At 37.6% G+C, this 17571-nt stretch carries 15 protein-coding genes; 10 read left to right on the top strand and 5 right to left on the bottom strand.

The features are described from left to right. Positions 1-39 precede the first annotated feature (39 nt). Positions 40-1917, top strand: a complete 1878-nt coding sequence (locus ACG9ZL_RS08000; RefSeq protein ID WP_419359691.1) for a protein phosphatase 2C domain-containing protein — start codon at positions 40-42, stop codon at positions 1915-1917. Positions 1918-1960: 43 nt separating this feature from the next. Next, a complete protein-coding gene (locus ACG9ZL_RS07995) occupies positions 1961-3490 on the top strand; it encodes a helix-hairpin-helix domain-containing protein (protein WP_419359690.1) in 1530 nt (509 codons plus the stop codon). A 27-nt stretch (positions 3491-3517) separates the two neighbouring features. Here the strand turns inward: ACG9ZL_RS07995 and ACG9ZL_RS07990 are convergent, their stop codons facing one another. From ACG9ZL_RS07990 to ACG9ZL_RS07970, 5 genes are read right to left on the bottom strand one after another with little or no spacing between them, the layout of a single operon-like run. Further along, on the bottom strand, positions 3518-4444 hold the full coding sequence (locus ACG9ZL_RS07990; RefSeq protein WP_336951071.1) for an HpcH/HpaI aldolase/citrate lyase family protein: 927 nt from the start codon (positions 4442-4444) through the stop codon (positions 3518-3520). Further along, positions 4441-5607 (bottom strand): cysteine protease StiP family protein, encoded by a 1167-nt coding sequence (locus ACG9ZL_RS07985; RefSeq protein ID WP_419359689.1) that lies wholly within the window; start codon positions 5605-5607, stop codon positions 4441-4443. Before ACG9ZL_RS07985 ends, ACG9ZL_RS07990 begins: the two co-directional genes overlap by 4 nt. Beyond that, the gene (locus ACG9ZL_RS07980) at positions 5600-6379 is read right to left on the bottom strand and encodes an HAD family hydrolase (protein ID WP_419359688.1); all 780 of its coding nucleotides are present in this window, start codon (positions 6377-6379) and stop codon (positions 5600-5602) included. The genes ACG9ZL_RS07985 and ACG9ZL_RS07980 overlap by 8 nt, the downstream gene beginning before the upstream one ends. After that, positions 6369-7490, bottom strand: a complete 1122-nt coding sequence (locus ACG9ZL_RS07975) for a phosphoribosyltransferase domain-containing protein (RefSeq protein WP_419327219.1) — start codon at positions 7488-7490, stop codon at positions 6369-6371. Before ACG9ZL_RS07975 ends, ACG9ZL_RS07980 begins: the two co-directional genes overlap by 11 nt. Before the next feature lie 4 nt (positions 7491-7494). Continuing rightward, the gene (locus tag ACG9ZL_RS07970; RefSeq protein ID WP_419359687.1) at positions 7495-8451 is read right to left on the bottom strand and encodes an ATP-grasp domain-containing protein; all 957 of its coding nucleotides are present in this window, start codon (positions 8449-8451) and stop codon (positions 7495-7497) included. Positions 8452-8814: 363 nt separating this feature from the next. On the opposite strand from ACG9ZL_RS07970, the gene ACG9ZL_RS07965 reads away from it, so the two are divergent. The 8 genes from ACG9ZL_RS07965 (at position 8815) to ACG9ZL_RS07930 (ending at position 17570) form a co-directional block, all read left to right on the top strand. Further along, the gene (locus ACG9ZL_RS07965; RefSeq protein ID WP_419359686.1) at positions 8815-10017 is read left to right on the top strand and encodes a TerD family protein; all 1203 of its coding nucleotides are present in this window, start codon (positions 8815-8817) and stop codon (positions 10015-10017) included. Between the two features lie 57 nt (positions 10018-10074). Continuing rightward, positions 10075-10650 carry a TerD family protein gene (locus tag ACG9ZL_RS07960; RefSeq protein ID WP_004720366.1) on the top strand — a complete coding sequence of 192 codons (576 nt, stop codon included), beginning with the start codon at positions 10075-10077 and terminating at the stop codon, positions 10648-10650. 16 nt (positions 10651-10666) lie between these two features. Then, the gene (locus tag ACG9ZL_RS07955; RefSeq protein WP_336951077.1) at positions 10667-11773 is read left to right on the top strand and encodes a DUF475 domain-containing protein; all 1107 of its coding nucleotides are present in this window, start codon (positions 10667-10669) and stop codon (positions 11771-11773) included. A 2-nt stretch (positions 11774-11775) separates the two neighbouring features. Then, positions 11776-12354, top strand: coding sequence for a TerD family protein (locus ACG9ZL_RS07950; RefSeq protein ID WP_336951078.1), 579 nt, complete (start codon positions 11776-11778; stop codon positions 12352-12354). A 116-nt stretch (positions 12355-12470) separates the two neighbouring features. After that, positions 12471-13778, top strand: a complete 1308-nt coding sequence (locus ACG9ZL_RS07945; RefSeq protein WP_336951079.1) for a VWA domain-containing protein — start codon at positions 12471-12473, stop codon at positions 13776-13778. Positions 13779-13792: 14 nt separating this feature from the next. Continuing rightward, positions 13793-14509 (top strand): TIGR00266 family protein, encoded by a 717-nt coding sequence (locus tag ACG9ZL_RS07940; protein ID WP_336951080.1) that lies wholly within the window; start codon positions 13793-13795, stop codon positions 14507-14509. A 17-nt stretch (positions 14510-14526) separates the two neighbouring features. After that, positions 14527-15117 carry a TerD family protein gene (locus ACG9ZL_RS07935; protein ID WP_004720371.1) on the top strand — a complete coding sequence of 197 codons (591 nt, stop codon included), beginning with the start codon at positions 14527-14529 and terminating at the stop codon, positions 15115-15117. 248 nt (positions 15118-15365) lie between these two features. Further along, entirely contained in the window at positions 15366-17570 is a 2205-nt protein-coding gene (locus ACG9ZL_RS07930) for an OsmC domain/YcaO domain-containing protein (protein WP_419359685.1), read from the top strand. The last annotated feature ends 1 nt before the right edge of the window (position 17571 follow it).

Here is a 17571-nt window from a genome sequence, read left to right as displayed (position 1 = left end):
GGCCAAGCGAATAGAATAGAAAAATGGGTAGAGGGTAAAATGGATAGTGATGTATGCAAATTAAAGCAGATTTTGGAACATAATTCCGCTGATTTCAGTGAAACATTTTCTCAATTTCTATTAAGTGATCCGCAAAATCTCAAACAACTTTCAAAACTCATCAACGAATTGGAAAAAGTTAAGATAGCTTCGCCGTGTTTGAACAAAATCAATGAAGCTGATTCATTGGATAATGCATCAGCTACAGAGTCCCAGCATAAAACTATAAGCTCGGATAAACCCCAAGTCACTGTACAAAATAATGTTCAAGAGCAAGCCTGTCTTAATCAGCAAACTGGAACCAATCAACATGCTAGAGTGGATGAACAAGTCAACCTTGATGAAAGTATTCAACAAAGTTATGTTGTTCCTTTAGTCAATGTAGATCAACTCGATACATCATCAGAAAACATCAACTCAGTTGGAGCAATTTCTGATACGCAAAATATCACTTTAGATCTTCACACAACATTGGAACTCGCGCCGATCTTACATGTTGAACAGCAAATTGTTGTAGATCAAGCCGAGAAAATGTCAGCCTTTACAACTGAACCTAATTTAGAAAATAAGTTGACGATTGATGCTAAAAATATAAGCTCAACCCCTGAAATAATTTCTTCTGAAACTGAGAAGAATAGATTAGAGATCGAATCTGTGTTTAGACGAAGTAAATATGAAGACATTAAATTTCAGGTTGAAAATGCCCGAGTTGGACAACACTATCAATCTCGAATTTCAGTGATTTCTCAACATGATGTCAATCAATTAATATTCAAACCTGAAAGCTTTAAATTTCCAGATACCAGCTTTTATTTCGATGAAGCCACACAACGTATTCATGGTGAGCCACAACTAGCAGATTCAATCGAATTTTCTTTTCAGTTTATTGCTGATGGAGAAACACGCTCCGCCCAGTGTCGGTTGAATGTCATTGCAGACCCACGCAGTTTATGGAAAGTCATTGAACCTGAGTGTGGGCAAAAATTTAGCAAGCCACATTTGGATCAAGCTTTGATTGATGCGGTGGACTATAAAATTATCGCTGCAAGTCGTCGAGGCCGTTCACATGAACACGCAGGCTTATTTAGAGATGATGATTTCTCAATTACCTTAATCGAGAATACACCTTGGTCGGTTTTGACTGTGGCAGATGGTGCAGGCAGTGCGCAATACTCAAGAGAAGGTTCTCGAATTGCGGTTGAGATTGTTGAAAATAACTTGAAAAACTATTTAAACCCACAAACGGTTGAAAGCCTGATTTCTGATTTAGAAAAGTGGCAAGTGGGCAGTCAAGATGCTGAAACTGTTGAAGTTGCCAAGAAGTTAAATGAGCAGTTTCATCATGTATATTATGAAATATACAAATCAATTATTAACCAAATCCGATTACAAGCAGAACAGATTGAGGCAAATACTAAAGATTTTTCAACCACATTGCTGGTTGCGGTCGTATGTAAATTAGCTGATAAAACCTTTATCAGTGCATTCTCAGTGGGAGACGGTGCAATCGCAGTATATAGCGATAACAACGTGCGCCTGATGAATGTTCCAGATGGTGGTGAATATGCAGGACAGACTAAGTTTCTAGATCTGAGTATTGCTACAGAATTTCCAAACCGTTTAAAAATAGGCTGTTTTAAAGATACCAATGCCATTATGTTGATGACTGACGGTATTTCAGATCCAAAATTTGAAACAGATTCTGGTTTATCCAATTTTGATAAATGGCAAAGTTTATACCGTGAACTAGATCCGTTGCTACAGAATGAAGCAGCCGACACTGCATTGTTGGAGTGGATGCATTTCTTTACAGCTGGCCATCATGATGATCGTACTATGGCCGTATTATGGAATAAGCATTCAACAACATCTGTATAAATAATATCTAAGTATTTGAAGAATATAATGTAAGGTGGCAAATATGTCAGCAAAAATTATTAAATGTACCACCGTTGATGGACGTGAAATAGAATTTGTAGATGAAATTATCGGTTCAGGTGCAATGAAAGATGTATATTTTTCACCTGATCGTAGTTATGTGGTGTGCTTTTTCAGTAAAGAAAAGAATAAGTTTTATGAATCTAAAGCCACCTTTGAGCAGCAAAAAGATCGTTTAAAAGAAATTGTAGGCAATAAGTGGCAAAGTATCTTTAATGGGATTGGTGGGGATTATTGGAAGAATATTTTCTGCTGGCCAGATGGTTTAGTTGAATATAATAATTTGCTTGGGATTACCGCCCCAACCTATAGAAAACAATTTTTCTTTGAATATGGTTCAAAAAATAATGATTTTCTGCAAATTAAAGGCAAAGAAAAAGAAGGGAAATGGTTTGCAAGTGCAAACAACCAAAACAGATTTCTCGACGACAAAGAAAAAGGTACTTGGCTAAATTACCTTAAAATAGGAATTCTAATTTCCCGCGCAGTACGCCGTATGCATGCTGCGGGTTTGGCCCATTCAGATTTATCTTATAAAAATATTTTGGTCGATCCTGTTTCTGGGAGTGCCAGCGTTATCGACGTTGATGGTTTGGTAGTACCTGGAAAATACCCACCGGACGTTGTCGGTACTCCTGATTTTATTGCGCCAGAAGTGGTACGCACTAGTCATTTATCCAAAGACAATCCTGATCGTTATTTACCCAGTATTGCGACTGATAAACACGCTTTGGCAGTATTGATTTATATGTATTTATTGTATCGACATCCGTTACGTGGTGGAAAAATTCATGATATGAACGATCCGCAAAAGGATGAAACACTGGGGATGGGTGAAAAAGCGCTGTTTATTGAACACCCAACAGATCATAGTAATCAGGTGAAACCAACTCAACTTAAAGTGAGCCAGCAACCATGGGGTGATCCTGCAAAAGTACCTTTTACAGTGACTGGACCGTATTTGTCTGAGCTCTTTATCAAAAGCTTTGTCGAAGGTTTACATGATCCGACCAAGCGTCCTTCAGCCAATGATTGGGAAACAGCTTTGGTCAAAACAGTGGATTTGATTCAGCCTTGTCATAATCACCGTTGTGGTCAAAAGTGGTATGTCTTTGATAATTCAACTAAACCTGAGTGTCCATTTTGCCATACGCCGTTTAAAGGTAAATTACCTATTCTCAATCTGTACTCAGCACGGCAGCAAGGTAATTTTAGACCCGATAATCATCGTTTAATGGTATGGACAGGTCAATCTATTTACGCATGGCATACCAATAATATGATTGCACCGAATGAACGATTGACCGCAGAACAGACCAAGCGGAAAGGGTATTTTGTTTTACATCATGATGTGTGGTGGTTGGTCAATGAAGATATGCCTGATCTTACCGATGTTGCCAATAAAATACAGATCCCGATTGGTGGTAAAATTGAGTTAAAAGATGGTGTTCAAATTTTATTTTCTAAACAAGATGGCGGTCGTTTAGCTGTGGTACAAATGGTTGAAGCATAATGTGATGCTTCAACCTCTAAATAAGGCCTATACCACCAATATTTTGTCATGTGTTGAACATGAGGATTTGACCAAACCAAAAGTTTTATATCTGAGTAAAATCATTTCAGCCCAATTTTTATGGGTGGCAGGTTCGATCATTGAACCGTGACTTTTAAATACACTTTTAGCGTCGTGGGCCAAGATTAATTGAGCCTCATGGAAATCTTCAGGTTGAACTTGTAAGGCATGATGAATATGAGCAATTTGCGCAGGATGAATTGCAGTTTTGGTATAAATTCCATTATTCATGTCTTGTGCAAGTTCTTGCATCAATAACTGTGTATTTTCAAAATGTTCGCAGACAGGTGAACTCAACTGAAAACCATTTGGAATAAATAATCCTGCCAATTGTGAAATTAGAATGCCTACTGGAGTTTGATAAATCGTGGTATTTTTGGGTCTACGCAGATTTAGACAAGACAACAGATCATTACCACCAATTCTTAAACATAAAGTTTTATGAAAGTCATATTTAAGCGCTTGGTAAAGCTCAATATTGTGTGCCACATCAAAGATTTCTTTAGTTTCAAGCGTTGGCATATATTGTAAATTAGCTGGTAATACATTCATCCAATTCTTTAGATTAAACACATTAAACTTAGGCAAAATCATGCCATTAAATGTTTGATTTAGATCCCAGTCGACAATGTGTTTTGCCATTTCCATATTTCTTGGGCGGATAAAAATGGCAGGGGCTTTTAAACTCGGTTCATCCAGCCGTCTTTGCAATAAAAGTTTTAAATTCACCATTGCTGTTTGAACATCTGATTCAAGTACAGCGTCTTCAAGACATACCGCAATTGATTTAATCTGAGGAAATTTAAGTCCTTGGGTAACTTCCCACAATTGTTCATGTGTTGCAGGAATATACATGGTTGCGCCAAGTTCAATAGCGTGTAAAAGTGGTTTCATTTTTTCTTCTCTACTTTTTTTATCAATGTTGCTGCGTGATAAGGGCCTAATTTTGTTCCCAAAATATCAACCGGAATATTTCGTTCACGTGCAAAGTGCAATAATAATTGTACATGAGGGTTAGATTCATCTTTCAATAAGATTCGTTCAGGTACTCGTCTTAAAACTGCACGGGTTGCTTCAGCAATACTAGGTTTTATATGGTTAATATTTTGAATCGCATACTCTGTTGCAATCCAGTCAATCGTTGTTGCACATTGTTGCTGTTGCGCTAAACGAATCTGATCGTTCCAGCTTACCTGCATATCTGTGGGATTTTGTTCAATCAACTCGCGTATTTTTTCGACAAAAATTACTGAAAGGTCGTAAGGTTTTAGCTGATCATAGATCAAACAACTGTGCCATTTTTGTGTCTGATAGCAATTATTTCGAGCATCTTGCTGTTCTATGCTTTCTTTTAAAATCGTCCGAGAAGTCAATCCAGAGATTACAGAACCCAATATCCCAAACGGAATCAACCAATCATCTGTACTTGCACTTAACCAAGAATACCCCCCCAAATCAGAAAGGGTAACTAAACGTGGGATCTGCCAATTTTGATCAAAGAGCTCAGGAATCTCTTGTAAATTTTTTGTGAGTTCTTTGCATATCGCACCTTTACCTGTCCAGCCATCTACAAAAACGATATTTTGAGCACCATGTTGTTCAATAATTGCTTGCAATGCAGCAAAGTCGACGCCTCGATCACGAATTATACTAATACCATAGTGATAGCAAGACTGGTATTTTTCAAGATAATGCTTCAGTAAAACACCTAAAGGTACACCAGCTCGAACCAAACTTACCAAAACAATCTCTTGATTGGGAAAGCGTTGCACCAAACTGTTACCAATTTTTTGAACTTCTTCGGCAAGACGTTGTGCACCTTGCTCAAAGGCATGTTGATAATGTTGCATTTGTTCATCTGTTGGCGGATGTTCAGCACTGATCATTTGTGAATAGTGCATTTTTCCTGACTGGATCAGATATTCTTTTTCTTCAACGGCAGTGGGTTGAATATTATCAATCTGCATCAAAAAAGTGACATCTTCGGGACGGTATGAACCGTGAAAGCCAAGCTCGCTCAATGTTGGATTGAGTAGTGTGATCAATGAATTAGACATGACCTAAATATCCTTTAGTGTCAAAATCATGGCTTAAATGTATATTGAGAAACTTATCCAACTGACTACTTTTCGGCATTCCAAACCAGTCGCAACAGCTGAGGAATCCAGCATCTGATAGACTATCGCCCCAACCTAAAATAATACGTTCTCGTTGCGGATCATGTTTTTGAATATAAAACTCAACGGCGCTTTGTTTGCTGACATGATGTGGAATAATCGCCAGATTATTGCCATTGATATGGATATAGCACTGTTCCAGTAGCGTTTTAGGTAATTTTTCAACAAGCTGATCTAAAAATAAGGCACCAGTTTGTTTTTGCTTTGCAACAGAATAAATACTCAGTTCATTTTCAATCAAAGTCCAAGTTCTGACTTCACCCAAATCTTTGGCGTAGTCATGCAAAGCATCTGGCAAGTCAGTCAGTATGCCATTGAGTTGAATTTCATGTTGTTTTTGAAGATCAAACCAGTCTGTATTTACAGCTAAATTCTGATCTAGAATTGTGCCCCCGTGGGAACAAATCGCACCATATTTAAAGGGGATTTGTACACGTTTAAATCCTTCAACTGAGCGAGCAGTTACAGGCACAACCTCAGCAGATTCAAGCAACCAATTCAAAAAAGACTGCTGTTTTGGACTCATATATGAAAGCGGTTGTCCTGAAATATCTGTAGTCACTATTTGATGTTGTGGTGTCGGTTGCTGTTTTCGATAAGTTTGAAATAAAGTGTCATCCAAGTCGACAAAGACCAAAGGTTTAGGGTTCATAACTGATCACTTCCAAATTTTTGATTTGTTCAAACAAGCTTGGGTCTACACTATCTTGATGTGTTTCAATCACCAAAAGCACCCGGTCAAACTCTTGATGTTTAACGTTATAAGCAAAGTTTTGGATATTGAGCCCATAATTATCATGAAACTGGCAAATACTTTTTATCGCATGTCCTTGCATGATCGGTGAACGTGTTGTTGAACTGAAATAAGTTTCCGCCCCTTGTTGTTCTAACTGTTCAGCAATAAGAAAAGGAATCCAACTAAATTCACCTGAACCAAGTACGAGTATTTTTTCGCCGGGATGATTTATGTGAATATCTTCCCATGCTGTACATTCTAAATAACCTGGCTCACGTCCCCAATCATTTGGTGCAATAATTTTCTGTGCCTGTTGCTCAGTGGAGCTGACATTGGGCATATTAATCTGAATATTGTGTTGATTCGCTTGCCACTGCCAATTTCCTTGCAATAATGAAACCACTTCCACAGGGATATCAAGCTCATCCGTTGCAAGACTCTGCTCAGCCCAGTTAACCAATGTGACCAAGATCACGCGTTCAACTTGCTGCAAACCAGAATTTGTTAAACTATTGATCAGGTTTTTGAAGGTTTTTCCAGTCGAAATTTCATCATCAACTAAAATCAAAGTCTTTGAATCAATCACTTGCTGATGTTTGGCTAAATCATGACTGCTTAAAATAAACTGATCCTGAGCATGGCTATGTTCTTCTAGAAAAAGCCCCAATGTGGGTAAAGTCGATACAGGGTGTCGTGTTGTAGTTAAGAAAATCGCATTTTTGCCATGTTGTTTTTTTAATTCACGATAAATTCCAGCGCCCAAACCGACTGCTGTTTCGGCCATACCAATGACACAGATTGGACCAGCCAAATCTGTAGGCACTAAACTGGCCAAATCGCTATAGCTACGCTGCATAACAGAAGGTGGGACAGGGATATGTTTCCCCAATACTTTGGAAACAAATAAAAATGCTCTTTTAGGATTAATTCTTTCTGCAAAATCTAATAAATCATCTAAAGCCCAGTGGCTATGTTGTTGGTTAACTTGAACAGTGATTCGCCCACGACTTAAATCTATATGCTTCATCTAATTACAAATCCAATTTTATACTATGGGCAATCGGTAAAGCTTTTACAGGCGATTGGTGTGCTGCTCGAACTAAATTCAAATTTAATTTTTCAGCAATCAATTCAGCAATCAAATTGACTCCCGTATGTTGTGTATAGGCAAAACCACCAGCAGGGCGTGGATTGATCTCAAGAATATGCCATTGCAAGCTTTCATCTTGTTTAAATTGGATATTAATTAGTCCATCACATTGAAAATAATCGACTAAATCTATACAAATTTGATGACAAGGATGTTGCAAAAAACACTCTTGAAAATAAACATGTTTTATTCTGGTTACTTGAGTAATGATCTTTCCTTGACTACAAGCAATATCAACTGAACATTCTTGCCCGGCTAAATAAGGCATAATCAGATATTCAACTGGCTCTTCCTGTTGACTATATGCCTCTATAAATTGCTGAGTATTACATTTGGTCGGTGAACTAAAGTTTTTAAAGTACGATACATGATTCTGTAACCGCACAAAACCCGCACCATAAACCCCATAAACAGGCTTAGCACAGATTTCACTATGTTGCTGCTGTAATGTTTCAATGGATGCTTTCAGTGTTTCTGTGGAATTGGCTAATAATGCAGGAATGACAGATAAATTTTGCGCTTCACAATGTAAGGTAAATTGGTATTTATTGTTCATCAACTCATGTTGTTCTGAGCTGAGTGTACCAGTAATCAACTGAATACCATATTGTTCAAATTGGGTTCTATACGGTTCAATATGTTGACTGTGTTTACCACAAAAGAGCAGTTGGATATTATGTTCAATACATTGTTCTAATAACCATTCAGCACTCTTTGAAATAGCAGGTTGCTGTAGATAAACATCAGCACTCAATGCAAGTTCGGGACGGTTACGGCTGTGAGAACAAAATATAGTCAGTTGTTTTGATATACTAGAACTTTTCAGTAATTGAATCATATCATTTTGACAGGAATAACACTCGGCGATCCAAATTTTATATTGCTGTAGCACGGGTAATTTAATCTCAAATTTTTATAAAGAATAACGAAGATTTTAAAGCGACTATCTGATGCGCTGGAAAATATAACAATTCCCCACAGTGATACAATATTTAATTTTAATATTTTGTAAAAGTAATGAAACACAAAGAAAAAAACACTGAAACACTTGAGATTCGGAATTTTTATGGTAAAACATAACATATCTATTTTTTATTTGTTTTTTATAAAGAAAGTTAATTTAAAAACTTTATTTCAATAACGCATGATTTTAAATTCATTTTATCAAAAAGCGATAATATACCTATAAAGTGGAGGGTTTATGCAGCTGGTTGCTGGTGGAAATATTCAAATACCTGCTCAGGATATTGAAATTTGTATAAAAACAGGGTTTTCATCTGACATTGAATTAGATGTTACAGCATATTTACTGGCCCAAGGCACGCTTAAAGTGCGTGGTGATCAGGACATGATTTTTTATGGGCAACGTCAAACCTCCAATCAAAGTGTGGTTTTGCTAGAATCATCATCTAAGAACCCAAATCTCACCAAATTAAAAATCAATACTGCACGTCTAGATGCACAAATTCAAAAAATCGCTATTTGTGTCACGATTAATGAACCAAATACCATTGGCAATATTATTCCGATTGATATTGAGCTTTATGCAGGGCAACAGCATATTGCGACCGCACATTTAGATACCCAAAATAGAACTGAAAAAGCTTTAATCCTTGCAGAGATTTATTTTCATAACAGCCAATGGAAGTTTCGCTTTGTCGGTCAAGGATTTAATGGTGGATTAAAACCATTGGCTGAAAACTTTGGTGTTGTGATTGCTGATGAAGTGAAAAATACTACACCTACACCTACACCTACACCTCCACCTACACCTACACCTACAAACTCAAATATTAATTTATCTAAAATCCGACTGGATAAAAACAATTCAACCATCAACTTAACCAAGAAAGGTAATGGTTTTGGAAAAATATCAGTCAATTTAAACTGGAATAAAAGCCAGCCTAAATCCCAATCATTTTTTCAGAAACTATCGGGATCAAGTGCAATAGATCTAGACCTTGGTGCGATGGTGCAACTTAAAAATGGTGAAATTGATTTAGTACAACCGCTGGGTAATCGTTTTGGGCGTTTTGAAATCAAACCGTTTATTCAGCTTGATGGTGATGATCGTACAGGTTCATCTGTACAAGGTGAAAATCTTCATATTAATGGGAATCAATGGGATCAAATTGAACGCATTGTGATTTATGCTTATATTTATCAGGGTGCTGCACAATGGGCAGCAACGGATGGTGTTGTCACCATTAAGATCCCAGACCAACCTGAAATTGAAGTTCATTTGACGGATGGTAATCAATTGACAACATGTTCTATTGTAGAATTAAAGAATAACAATGGCACTATACAAGCCAACCGAGAAGTTCGTTATTTTAAAGATCAAAAATATTTAGATGAACATTATGGTTTTGGGTTCCGATGGACACATGGTTCTAAAAATTAATTGACTGCATGTATTTAAACAATGAATGCACACTGCAATAAAGTAGAGGAAATATAAATGGCAATTTCATTAAACAAAGGTGGCAACTTATCTTTAAGCAAAACTGACCCAAGTTTAAACCAAGTTTTGGTCGGCTTAGGTTGGGATGCGCGTGCAACTGACGGAACAGATTTTGACTTAGATGCTTCAGCATTTTTATTAAGTGAAAACGGTAAAGTTCGTGGTGAACACGATTTCATTTTCTATAACCAAACACGTTCACCTGAAGGTTCTGTTGAACATACAGGTGATAACCGTACCGGTGCGGGCGATGGTGATGATGAAGCAGTCCGCATTAATCTGGCACAAGTACCTGCAGATGTTCAAAAGATTGCAATTACAGTCACCATTCATGAAGGTGAAAGTCGTGGTCAAAATTTTGGTCAAGTTCAAAATGCGTTTATTCGTGTGGTCAATGATCAAAGCAATACTGAAATTGTTCGTTTCGATTTGAATGAAGATTATTCAACAGAAACTGCCATGATTTTTGGTGAATTATATCGCCACAATGGTGAATGGAAGTTTAGAGCTGTAGGACAAGGTTATGCTGGCGGTTTAAGCGCAATGTGCCAACAGTTCGGTATAAGCATCTAATATAAGAGTTCAATGGATGAAACATTTTCGCTTTTCGATTCTTTTTACCATCATTTGTCTAGCAATTTCTGCGTATTGGGGTTTTACACATGGTCCCCAAGCCGGCCTAATGACCATGTTCAAGGCATTGGCAATTACTGCCATTCTTGCAGTGATGGAAGTTTCTTTATCGTTTGATAATGCTGTAGTAAATGCTTCGGTACTCAAACACTGGAATCATTTCTGGCGAACCTTATTTTTAACAGTCGGTATTGTTATCGCTGTATTTGGTATGCGTTTAATCTTTCCATTACTCATTGTTGGCGTCACTGCAGACATGGGCATGATAGAGGTTGCAAAACTTGCGCTGAACGATCCAAAAACCTACTCTGAAAAGCTCATGGCACACCATGCTGAAATTGCAGCGTTCGGTGGTATGTTCTTGCTCTTAGTTTTTCTTAACTTTTTATTTGATGATGAAAAAGATGAGCATTGGTTCCATTGGTTGGAGTCAAAACTCGCTGATCTAGGCAATATTCAAGCGATTTCAGTGTTTATTTCATTATGTGCATTATTGGTTATGGCTAATTTTGTACCTGAAACTTCTCGTCTGGTTGTAACGATGGCAGGGATTTGGGGAATTGTGGTTTATGTTGGTGTTCAGGTGATTGGACACTTACTTGAAGGCGGTTCACATGATGATGAGGAAGAAGCATCAGAACAAACGACTTCAAATAATGGTGCACCTGTAACGGGCACAATCATTAAAGGCGGTATCGGTGGCTTCTTGTATCTTGAAGTACTTGATGCGTCTTTTAGTTTCGATGGTGTAATCGGCGCTTTTGCAATTACCAGTGATGTGGTAATTATTATGCTTGGCCTTGCTATAGGTGCGATCTTCGTGCGTTCTATGACCGTTTATCTTGTAGAAAAAGGTACGCTCGATGCTTATGTTTATTTAGAACATGGCGCGCATTATGCGATTGGTGCACTTGCATTCATCATGCTTGCAAGTGGGACTGGCTTACATGTACCTGAAGTCGTGACTGGTTTGATTGGTGTCGCATTTATTGTTTGGGCAGTAATTTCATCAATTTCATATAGTAAAAAACAATCTCTTGAAACAACTGAAAAAGGAAATTAAAAATGGCTATTAATTTATCAAAAGGCGGTAACATCAACCTGTCTAAAACAGCGCCTACAATGAATAAAGTAGACTTAGGTTTAGGCTGGAATCCTCGTGTTACAGATGGTAAAGCTTTTGATTTGGATGCTGTTGCTTTTCTAACTGGTGAAAATGGCAAAGTCCGTTTAGATGGCGACTTCATCTTCTTTAACCAAAAAACTTCTCCTTGTGGTTCTGTGAACCATAACGGTGATAACCGTACAGGTGACGGTGATGGTGATGACGAAACAATTTCAGTTGATTTATCTAAAGTTCCAGCAGATGTGGCTAAAATTGTATTTGCTGTAACCATTCATGAAGGCCAACAGAATGGTCAAAACTTCGGTATGGTAGATAAAGCATATATCCGTGTAATTAATCAGGATAACAATGCTGAAGAACTTGCACGTTTTGACTTGTCTGAAGACGGCAGTACAGAAGTTGCCATGATTTTTGGTGAGTTATACCGTCATAGTGGCGAGTGGAAATTCAAAGCAGTTGGCCAAGGCTTTAACGGTGGCTTAGGCGCTTTGGCTGCAAGTTATGGTGTTGCAGTTTAATTTTTAAAATCAGTACTAAAAGATTTATCTTTTAGTACTTGAAAGTGATTCGGTTTAAATTGGTTTATTTATGAACACAGTAAAAATTATTTTCAAGTACTAAATAGAGAACAACAATGCAATTCATCACTGGACAAAAACTGGCTCTGCACCAATTGTTGCAGACTAATACACAGTTTAAAGTACGTGTACAGGTTCAAGCACCTTTTGAAATCGATATTTCTAGCTTTGGTATTGCGCCAAACGATAAACTTTTCCATGATGATTATATGACCTTCTATAATCAACCACAAACACCGAAAGGCGAAGTTCAATATCTGCTTCGTGGCAACATCCATAGTTTTACCTTTGATTTAAAAAAGATAGATACAACACGAACGCCACGTTTTGTGATCTGTGCAACCTTAGCCAATGAGCAGTCTCAAATCCACAATATACAATCGATTCAGGTCGAGTTATGTAATCAAGACGAACAGATTCTTGCGACTTATCGTTTAAATGGTTCTAATTTTAGCCAAGAAAAAGCTGTGATGCTGACTGAGATTTACTTTAAAAGTGATACTTGGCGTATCGCTGCAATTGGTCAAGGTTTTAATGGTGGCTTACAGGCTTTGGTTGAACACTTTGGGGGAGAGGTTGAAGAAAGTGTTACAGTTGCACCCCCAACAGCAAACCCATCGATCAGTAATGCAGCGGTTACAATTGATCTAAAAAAGAAAGTGGTACTAGATAAAATTCAAGACGCCGCTCCACATTTAGTGGATATTACGAAAAAGTCTTTAATCAGCTTAGAAAAAAATAATTTGCTTGATGTAAAAGCCCGAGTAGCTTTAGTCCTTGATTATTCAGGTTCAATGCACCAACAATATATTAAAGGTGATGTTCAAAAAGTCCTCGATCGAATTATGCCTTTGGCAGTCAATTTTGATGATGATGGTAGTTTTGAATGTTGGGCTTTTGCAGAAAAATCATTGCGTTTAAGTGATGTAACCTTGAACAACTTACAAAATTTTGTCAATACAGATCAAGGCGGTCATCCAAAGTGGAAAGCTGGTGCACGTTATAATAATGAACCTGTTGTACTTGAAGCTGTGATTAAATATTTTACCCAAGAAAATCCATCTCATTTACCTGTTTACGTGGTATTTGTTTCAGATGGTGGGGTCAATGAAAGTAAAAAGATTAAAAATATCCTTAAAAGCGCATCTAGTTTCCCTATTTTTTGGCAATTCGTGGGTATTGGCGGTCGTAACTACGGTGTGTTGGAACAACTCGATACGATGGAAGGGCGAGTGGTGGATAATTGCAATTTTTTTGAAATGAGTAATATTCAAAGTATGCCTGAAGCACAACTGTATGATGCACTGCTTCAAGAATTTCCACTGTGGTTAAAAGAAGCGAAAAATAAAAACATTATTCGATAAAGAGAGGGCAATCGATGGCTAAATTTGAACTTGTAGGCAGTCCAGAACCATTTCTGTTGGTTGATTTGGTACAGGGAGAAAAAATATTTTGTGAATCTGATGCAATGGTCATGATTGAGCAGAATCTAGAATTAGCTGGGAACTTACGCGGCGGTTTATTTCAGTCATTTATGCGTAGATTTACTACAGGTGAATCGCTGTTTCAGCAAGAAATCAAAGCATCATTGGGTCATGGACAGTGTTTACTTTCTCCAAACATAGATGGTGATATGCAAATTCTTAACATAGGTCCTCAGCAATACACTTTATCTGATGGTGCTTTTGTTGCAGCAACAGAACATGTCAATGTCAAAGCCAAGATTCAAGCAAATTTAGGTGGTGGATTCTTTGGTGATACAGGGGGCTTTGTGGTGATGGAATCATCAGGACAAGGTCAATTGTGTATTTCTGGTTGTGGTACTTTGATGGAAGTCGATGTAAGCACTCAGAACGGCGAAACCACCATTGATAATGGTCATGTTGTGGCATGGGATTCATCTTTAAGTTACAACATTGGTATGCCGAGTTCACAAAACCGCGGAATTGTTGGAAATCTTTTAAACAGTTTTACCAGTGGTGAAGGTATGGTGCTTAAGTTTAGGGGCAATGGCAAAGTCATTATTTGTTCCCGAAATCGCAAGAGCTACCTCACCTGGTTATCTTCAGCTTTAAATTTAAATAGAAACAATTAAATCTATGAGGGAAACACATGAGTATTAGTTTAGTAAAAGGTCAAAAAATCTCTTTAGAAAAAGGTGATGGCTCATCTTTGACCAAAATTTATCTTGGTGCAGGTTGGGATGTGGCTAAGAGTGGCGGATTTTTAGGTGGTCTTTTTGGGGGCGGCGGTGGTGATTCAATCGACCTTGATGCATCTGTCATTATTTTTGATGAAAACAACCAACCGCTCGATGCAGTATGGTTTGGACAATTAAAAAGTAAGGATGGCAGTATTTGGCATTCAGGTGATAACCGTACGGGTGCTGGTGATGGCGATGATGAAGTGATCCATGTTGATCTAACTAAAATCCCTCCTCAAGTTAAAGCACTGGTTTTTACAATCAGTAGTTTCCGTGGTCAAACTTTTGAAAAAGTTGAAAATGCTTTTTGTCGTTTAGTTGACTCGAATACCAATACTGAAATCGCAAAATACAACCTTTCAGCAAAAGGCAATTATACTGCCTTGATTATCGCTAAAGTCTATCGCCACAATGGCGCATGGAAAATGTCTGCGATTGGCGATACCTGTAATGGTAAGACCATTCATGACATGCTTCCTTCGATCATTCCAGTGCTATAAGGGTAGCCATAAAAAAATTTTAATCAACAAAGCCATTCTTAGGAATGGCTTTTACTTAAAGTATTTTCAATCTTTCCATTCTAAAGTTATCAATTCTGTAAAATAATTCTATAATAGCAACCATTATTACTGACCTCAGTTGGGGTTGGTTCGTTTTTAAGTCAATTTCTTCTCCGTGATTCGGCTTATTTTTCAATATTTAAATTTTATGTGTTTATGTTTACACGTAAGAATATTTAGGTGCCCACATGGAAATCAAAGTCAATTATCTCGATAATCTTCGACAAGAAGCCAAGTTCGATGACTTTACAGTAATTGCTGATCAACCCATTCGCTATAAAGGTGATGGTTCTGCGCCGGGTCCTTTCGATTATTTCCTTGCCTCATCTGCTTTGTGTGCCGCTTACTTTGTGAAAGTGTATTGTGCAGCTCGTGATATCCCGACCGATAATATTCGGCTATCTCAAAACAATATTGTAGATCCTGAAAATCGTTATAAACAAATTTTTAAAATTCAGGTTGAACTTCCTGCAGATATTTCAGATAAAGATCGTCAAGGTATTTTACGTTCGATTGACCGTTGTACCGTTAAAAAAGTCATCCAAACTGGTCCTGAGTTTGTTATCGAAGAAGTTGAGAGTATTGATGCAGATGCACAAGCGTTGCTCATGCCTAACTTGGCACAAGAAAGCTTAACTTTTATTGAAGGTAAAGATCTGCCTTTAGAGGAAACCATTGCCAATATGTCTGAGATTTTGGCAGGATTGGGAATGAAAATTGAAATTGCATCATGGCGAAATATTGTCCCAAATGTGTGGTCATTACATATTCGTGATGCTCAATCTCCAATGTGTTTTACCAATGGTAAAGGCTCGACCAAAGAAAGCGCTTTGGCTTCTGCATTGGGAGAATTTATTGAGCGTTTAAACTGTAATTTCTTCTATAACGACCAGTTTTGGGGTGAAGAAATTGCTAATGCTGAATTTGTACATTATCCAGATGAAAGATGGTTTAAACCTGGACCAAATGGAGAACTACCTAAACAAATATTGGATGAATATACATTAGAGGTATATAACCCAGACAATGAATTGTTAGGTACACATTTATATGATACCAACTCAGGCAATACTGAGCGTGGTATTTGTTCATTACCTTTTGTACGACAATCTGATCAAGAAATTGTATATTTTCCATCAAATTTGATTGAAAATTTATACCTAAGTAATGGTATGAGTGCAGGAAATACTTTAGCTGAAGCTCAAGTACAGTGTTTATCTGAAATTTTTGAACGTGCGGTTAAACGTGAGATTTTAGAGGGAGAAATTGCACTTCCAGATGTGCCTGAGGAAGTTTTAGCAAAATACCCCCGTATCGTTGAAGGCATTAAAGGCTTAGAAGAACAGGGCTTCCCAGTATTGGTTAAAGATGCATCATTGGGTGGTGAGTTTCCTGTGATGTGCGTTACGCTGATGAACCCACGTACAGGTGGTGTATTTGCATCATTTGGCGCACACCCTAAGCTTGAAGTTGCTTTAGAACGCAGTTTGACCGAGTTGTTACAAGGCCGTAGTTTTGAAGGTTTAAATGATTTACCAAAACCGACCTTTAGCAATAATGCTGTGACAGAACCAAACAATTTTGTTGAGCATTTTATCGATTCCAGTGGTGTTGTGTCTTGGCGTTTCTTTAGTGCAAAATCAGATCATGACTTTGTCGAATGGGATTTTAGCCATGCAGGTGAAAATGCCAATGCTGAAGAAGCTAAAACGATGCTCAACATTCTTGAAGAAATGGGTAAAGAAGTTTATATGGCTGTCTATGAGCATTTAGACGCGACAGCTTGTCGAATCATCGTTCCTGATTATTCTGAGATTTATTTGGTTGAAGACTTAATTTGGGACAACACCAACAAAGCATTGTTATTCCGTGAAGATATCTTAAATATTCATCGTTTGGAAGATGATCAGCTTGAAGCTTTAGTTGAGCGTCTTGAAGAAGTTGAAGTGGATGATTACACCGATATCGTAACATTAATTGGTATTGAGTTTGATGATAATACTGTATGGGGACAATTGACGATCCTTGAATTAAAATTGTTGATTTATCTTGCGTTACAACAGTTTGAAGAGGCAAAAGATTTAGTTGAACAGTTCCTTCAATACAACACCAATACCGTAGAACGTGGTCTGTTCTATCAGTGTATGAATGTGATGCTTGAAGTTGAACTAGATGACGACATGGATTTAGATGATTATGAAGTCAATTTCCGTCGTATGTTTGGTGATGAAAGAATGGATGCAGTCATTGGCTCTTTAGATGGTAGTATGCGTTTTTATGGCTTGACTGAAACAAGTATGAAGCTTGAAGGGCTTGATCGTCATTTAAGACTTATTGACAGCTATAAGAAGTTACATAAAGCACGAGCAAAAGCTGTTGGCTTAGCAAGTTAAA

Origin of the sequence: Acinetobacter legionensis (assembly GCF_048551735.1) — a bacterium.
Taxonomy (GTDB): domain Bacteria; phylum Pseudomonadota; class Gammaproteobacteria; order Pseudomonadales; family Moraxellaceae; genus Acinetobacter.
This window is presented reverse-complemented; position numbering and strand designations above follow the sequence as displayed.

Coding starts and splice junctions, on each gene's coding strand:
- ACG9ZL_RS07970 (WP_419359687.1), bottom strand. CDS start 8,451: ATGATTCAATTACTGAAAAGTTCTAGTATATCAAAACAACTGACTATA.
- ACG9ZL_RS08000 (WP_419359691.1), top strand. CDS start 40: ATGGATAGTGATGTATGCAAATTAAAGCAGATTTTGGAACATAATTCC.
- ACG9ZL_RS07980 (WP_419359688.1), bottom strand. CDS start 6,379: ATGAACCCTAAACCTTTGGTCTTTGTCGACTTGGATGACACTTTATTT.
- ACG9ZL_RS07945 (WP_336951079.1), top strand. CDS start 12,471: ATGCAATTCATCACTGGACAAAAACTGGCTCTGCACCAATTGTTGCAG.
- ACG9ZL_RS07940 (WP_336951080.1), top strand. CDS start 13,793: ATGGCTAAATTTGAACTTGTAGGCAGTCCAGAACCATTTCTGTTGGTT.
- ACG9ZL_RS07955 (WP_336951077.1), top strand. CDS start 10,667: ATGAAACATTTTCGCTTTTCGATTCTTTTTACCATCATTTGTCTAGCA.
- ACG9ZL_RS07975 (WP_419327219.1), bottom strand. CDS start 7,490: ATGAAGCATATAGATTTAAGTCGTGGGCGAATCACTGTTCAAGTTAAC.
- ACG9ZL_RS07960 (WP_004720366.1), top strand. CDS start 10,075: ATGGCAATTTCATTAAACAAAGGTGGCAACTTATCTTTAAGCAAAACT.
- ACG9ZL_RS07990 (WP_336951071.1), bottom strand. CDS start 4,444: ATGAAACCACTTTTACACGCTATTGAACTTGGCGCAACCATGTATATT.
- ACG9ZL_RS07965 (WP_419359686.1), top strand. CDS start 8,815: ATGCAGCTGGTTGCTGGTGGAAATATTCAAATACCTGCTCAGGATATT.
- ACG9ZL_RS07985 (WP_419359689.1), bottom strand. CDS start 5,607: ATGTCTAATTCATTGATCACACTACTCAATCCAACATTGAGCGAGCTT.
- ACG9ZL_RS07950 (WP_336951078.1), top strand. CDS start 11,776: ATGGCTATTAATTTATCAAAAGGCGGTAACATCAACCTGTCTAAAACA.
- ACG9ZL_RS07930 (WP_419359685.1), top strand. CDS start 15,366: ATGGAAATCAAAGTCAATTATCTCGATAATCTTCGACAAGAAGCCAAG.
- ACG9ZL_RS07935 (WP_004720371.1), top strand. CDS start 14,527: ATGAGTATTAGTTTAGTAAAAGGTCAAAAAATCTCTTTAGAAAAAGGT.
- ACG9ZL_RS07995 (WP_419359690.1), top strand. CDS start 1,961: ATGTCAGCAAAAATTATTAAATGTACCACCGTTGATGGACGTGAAATA.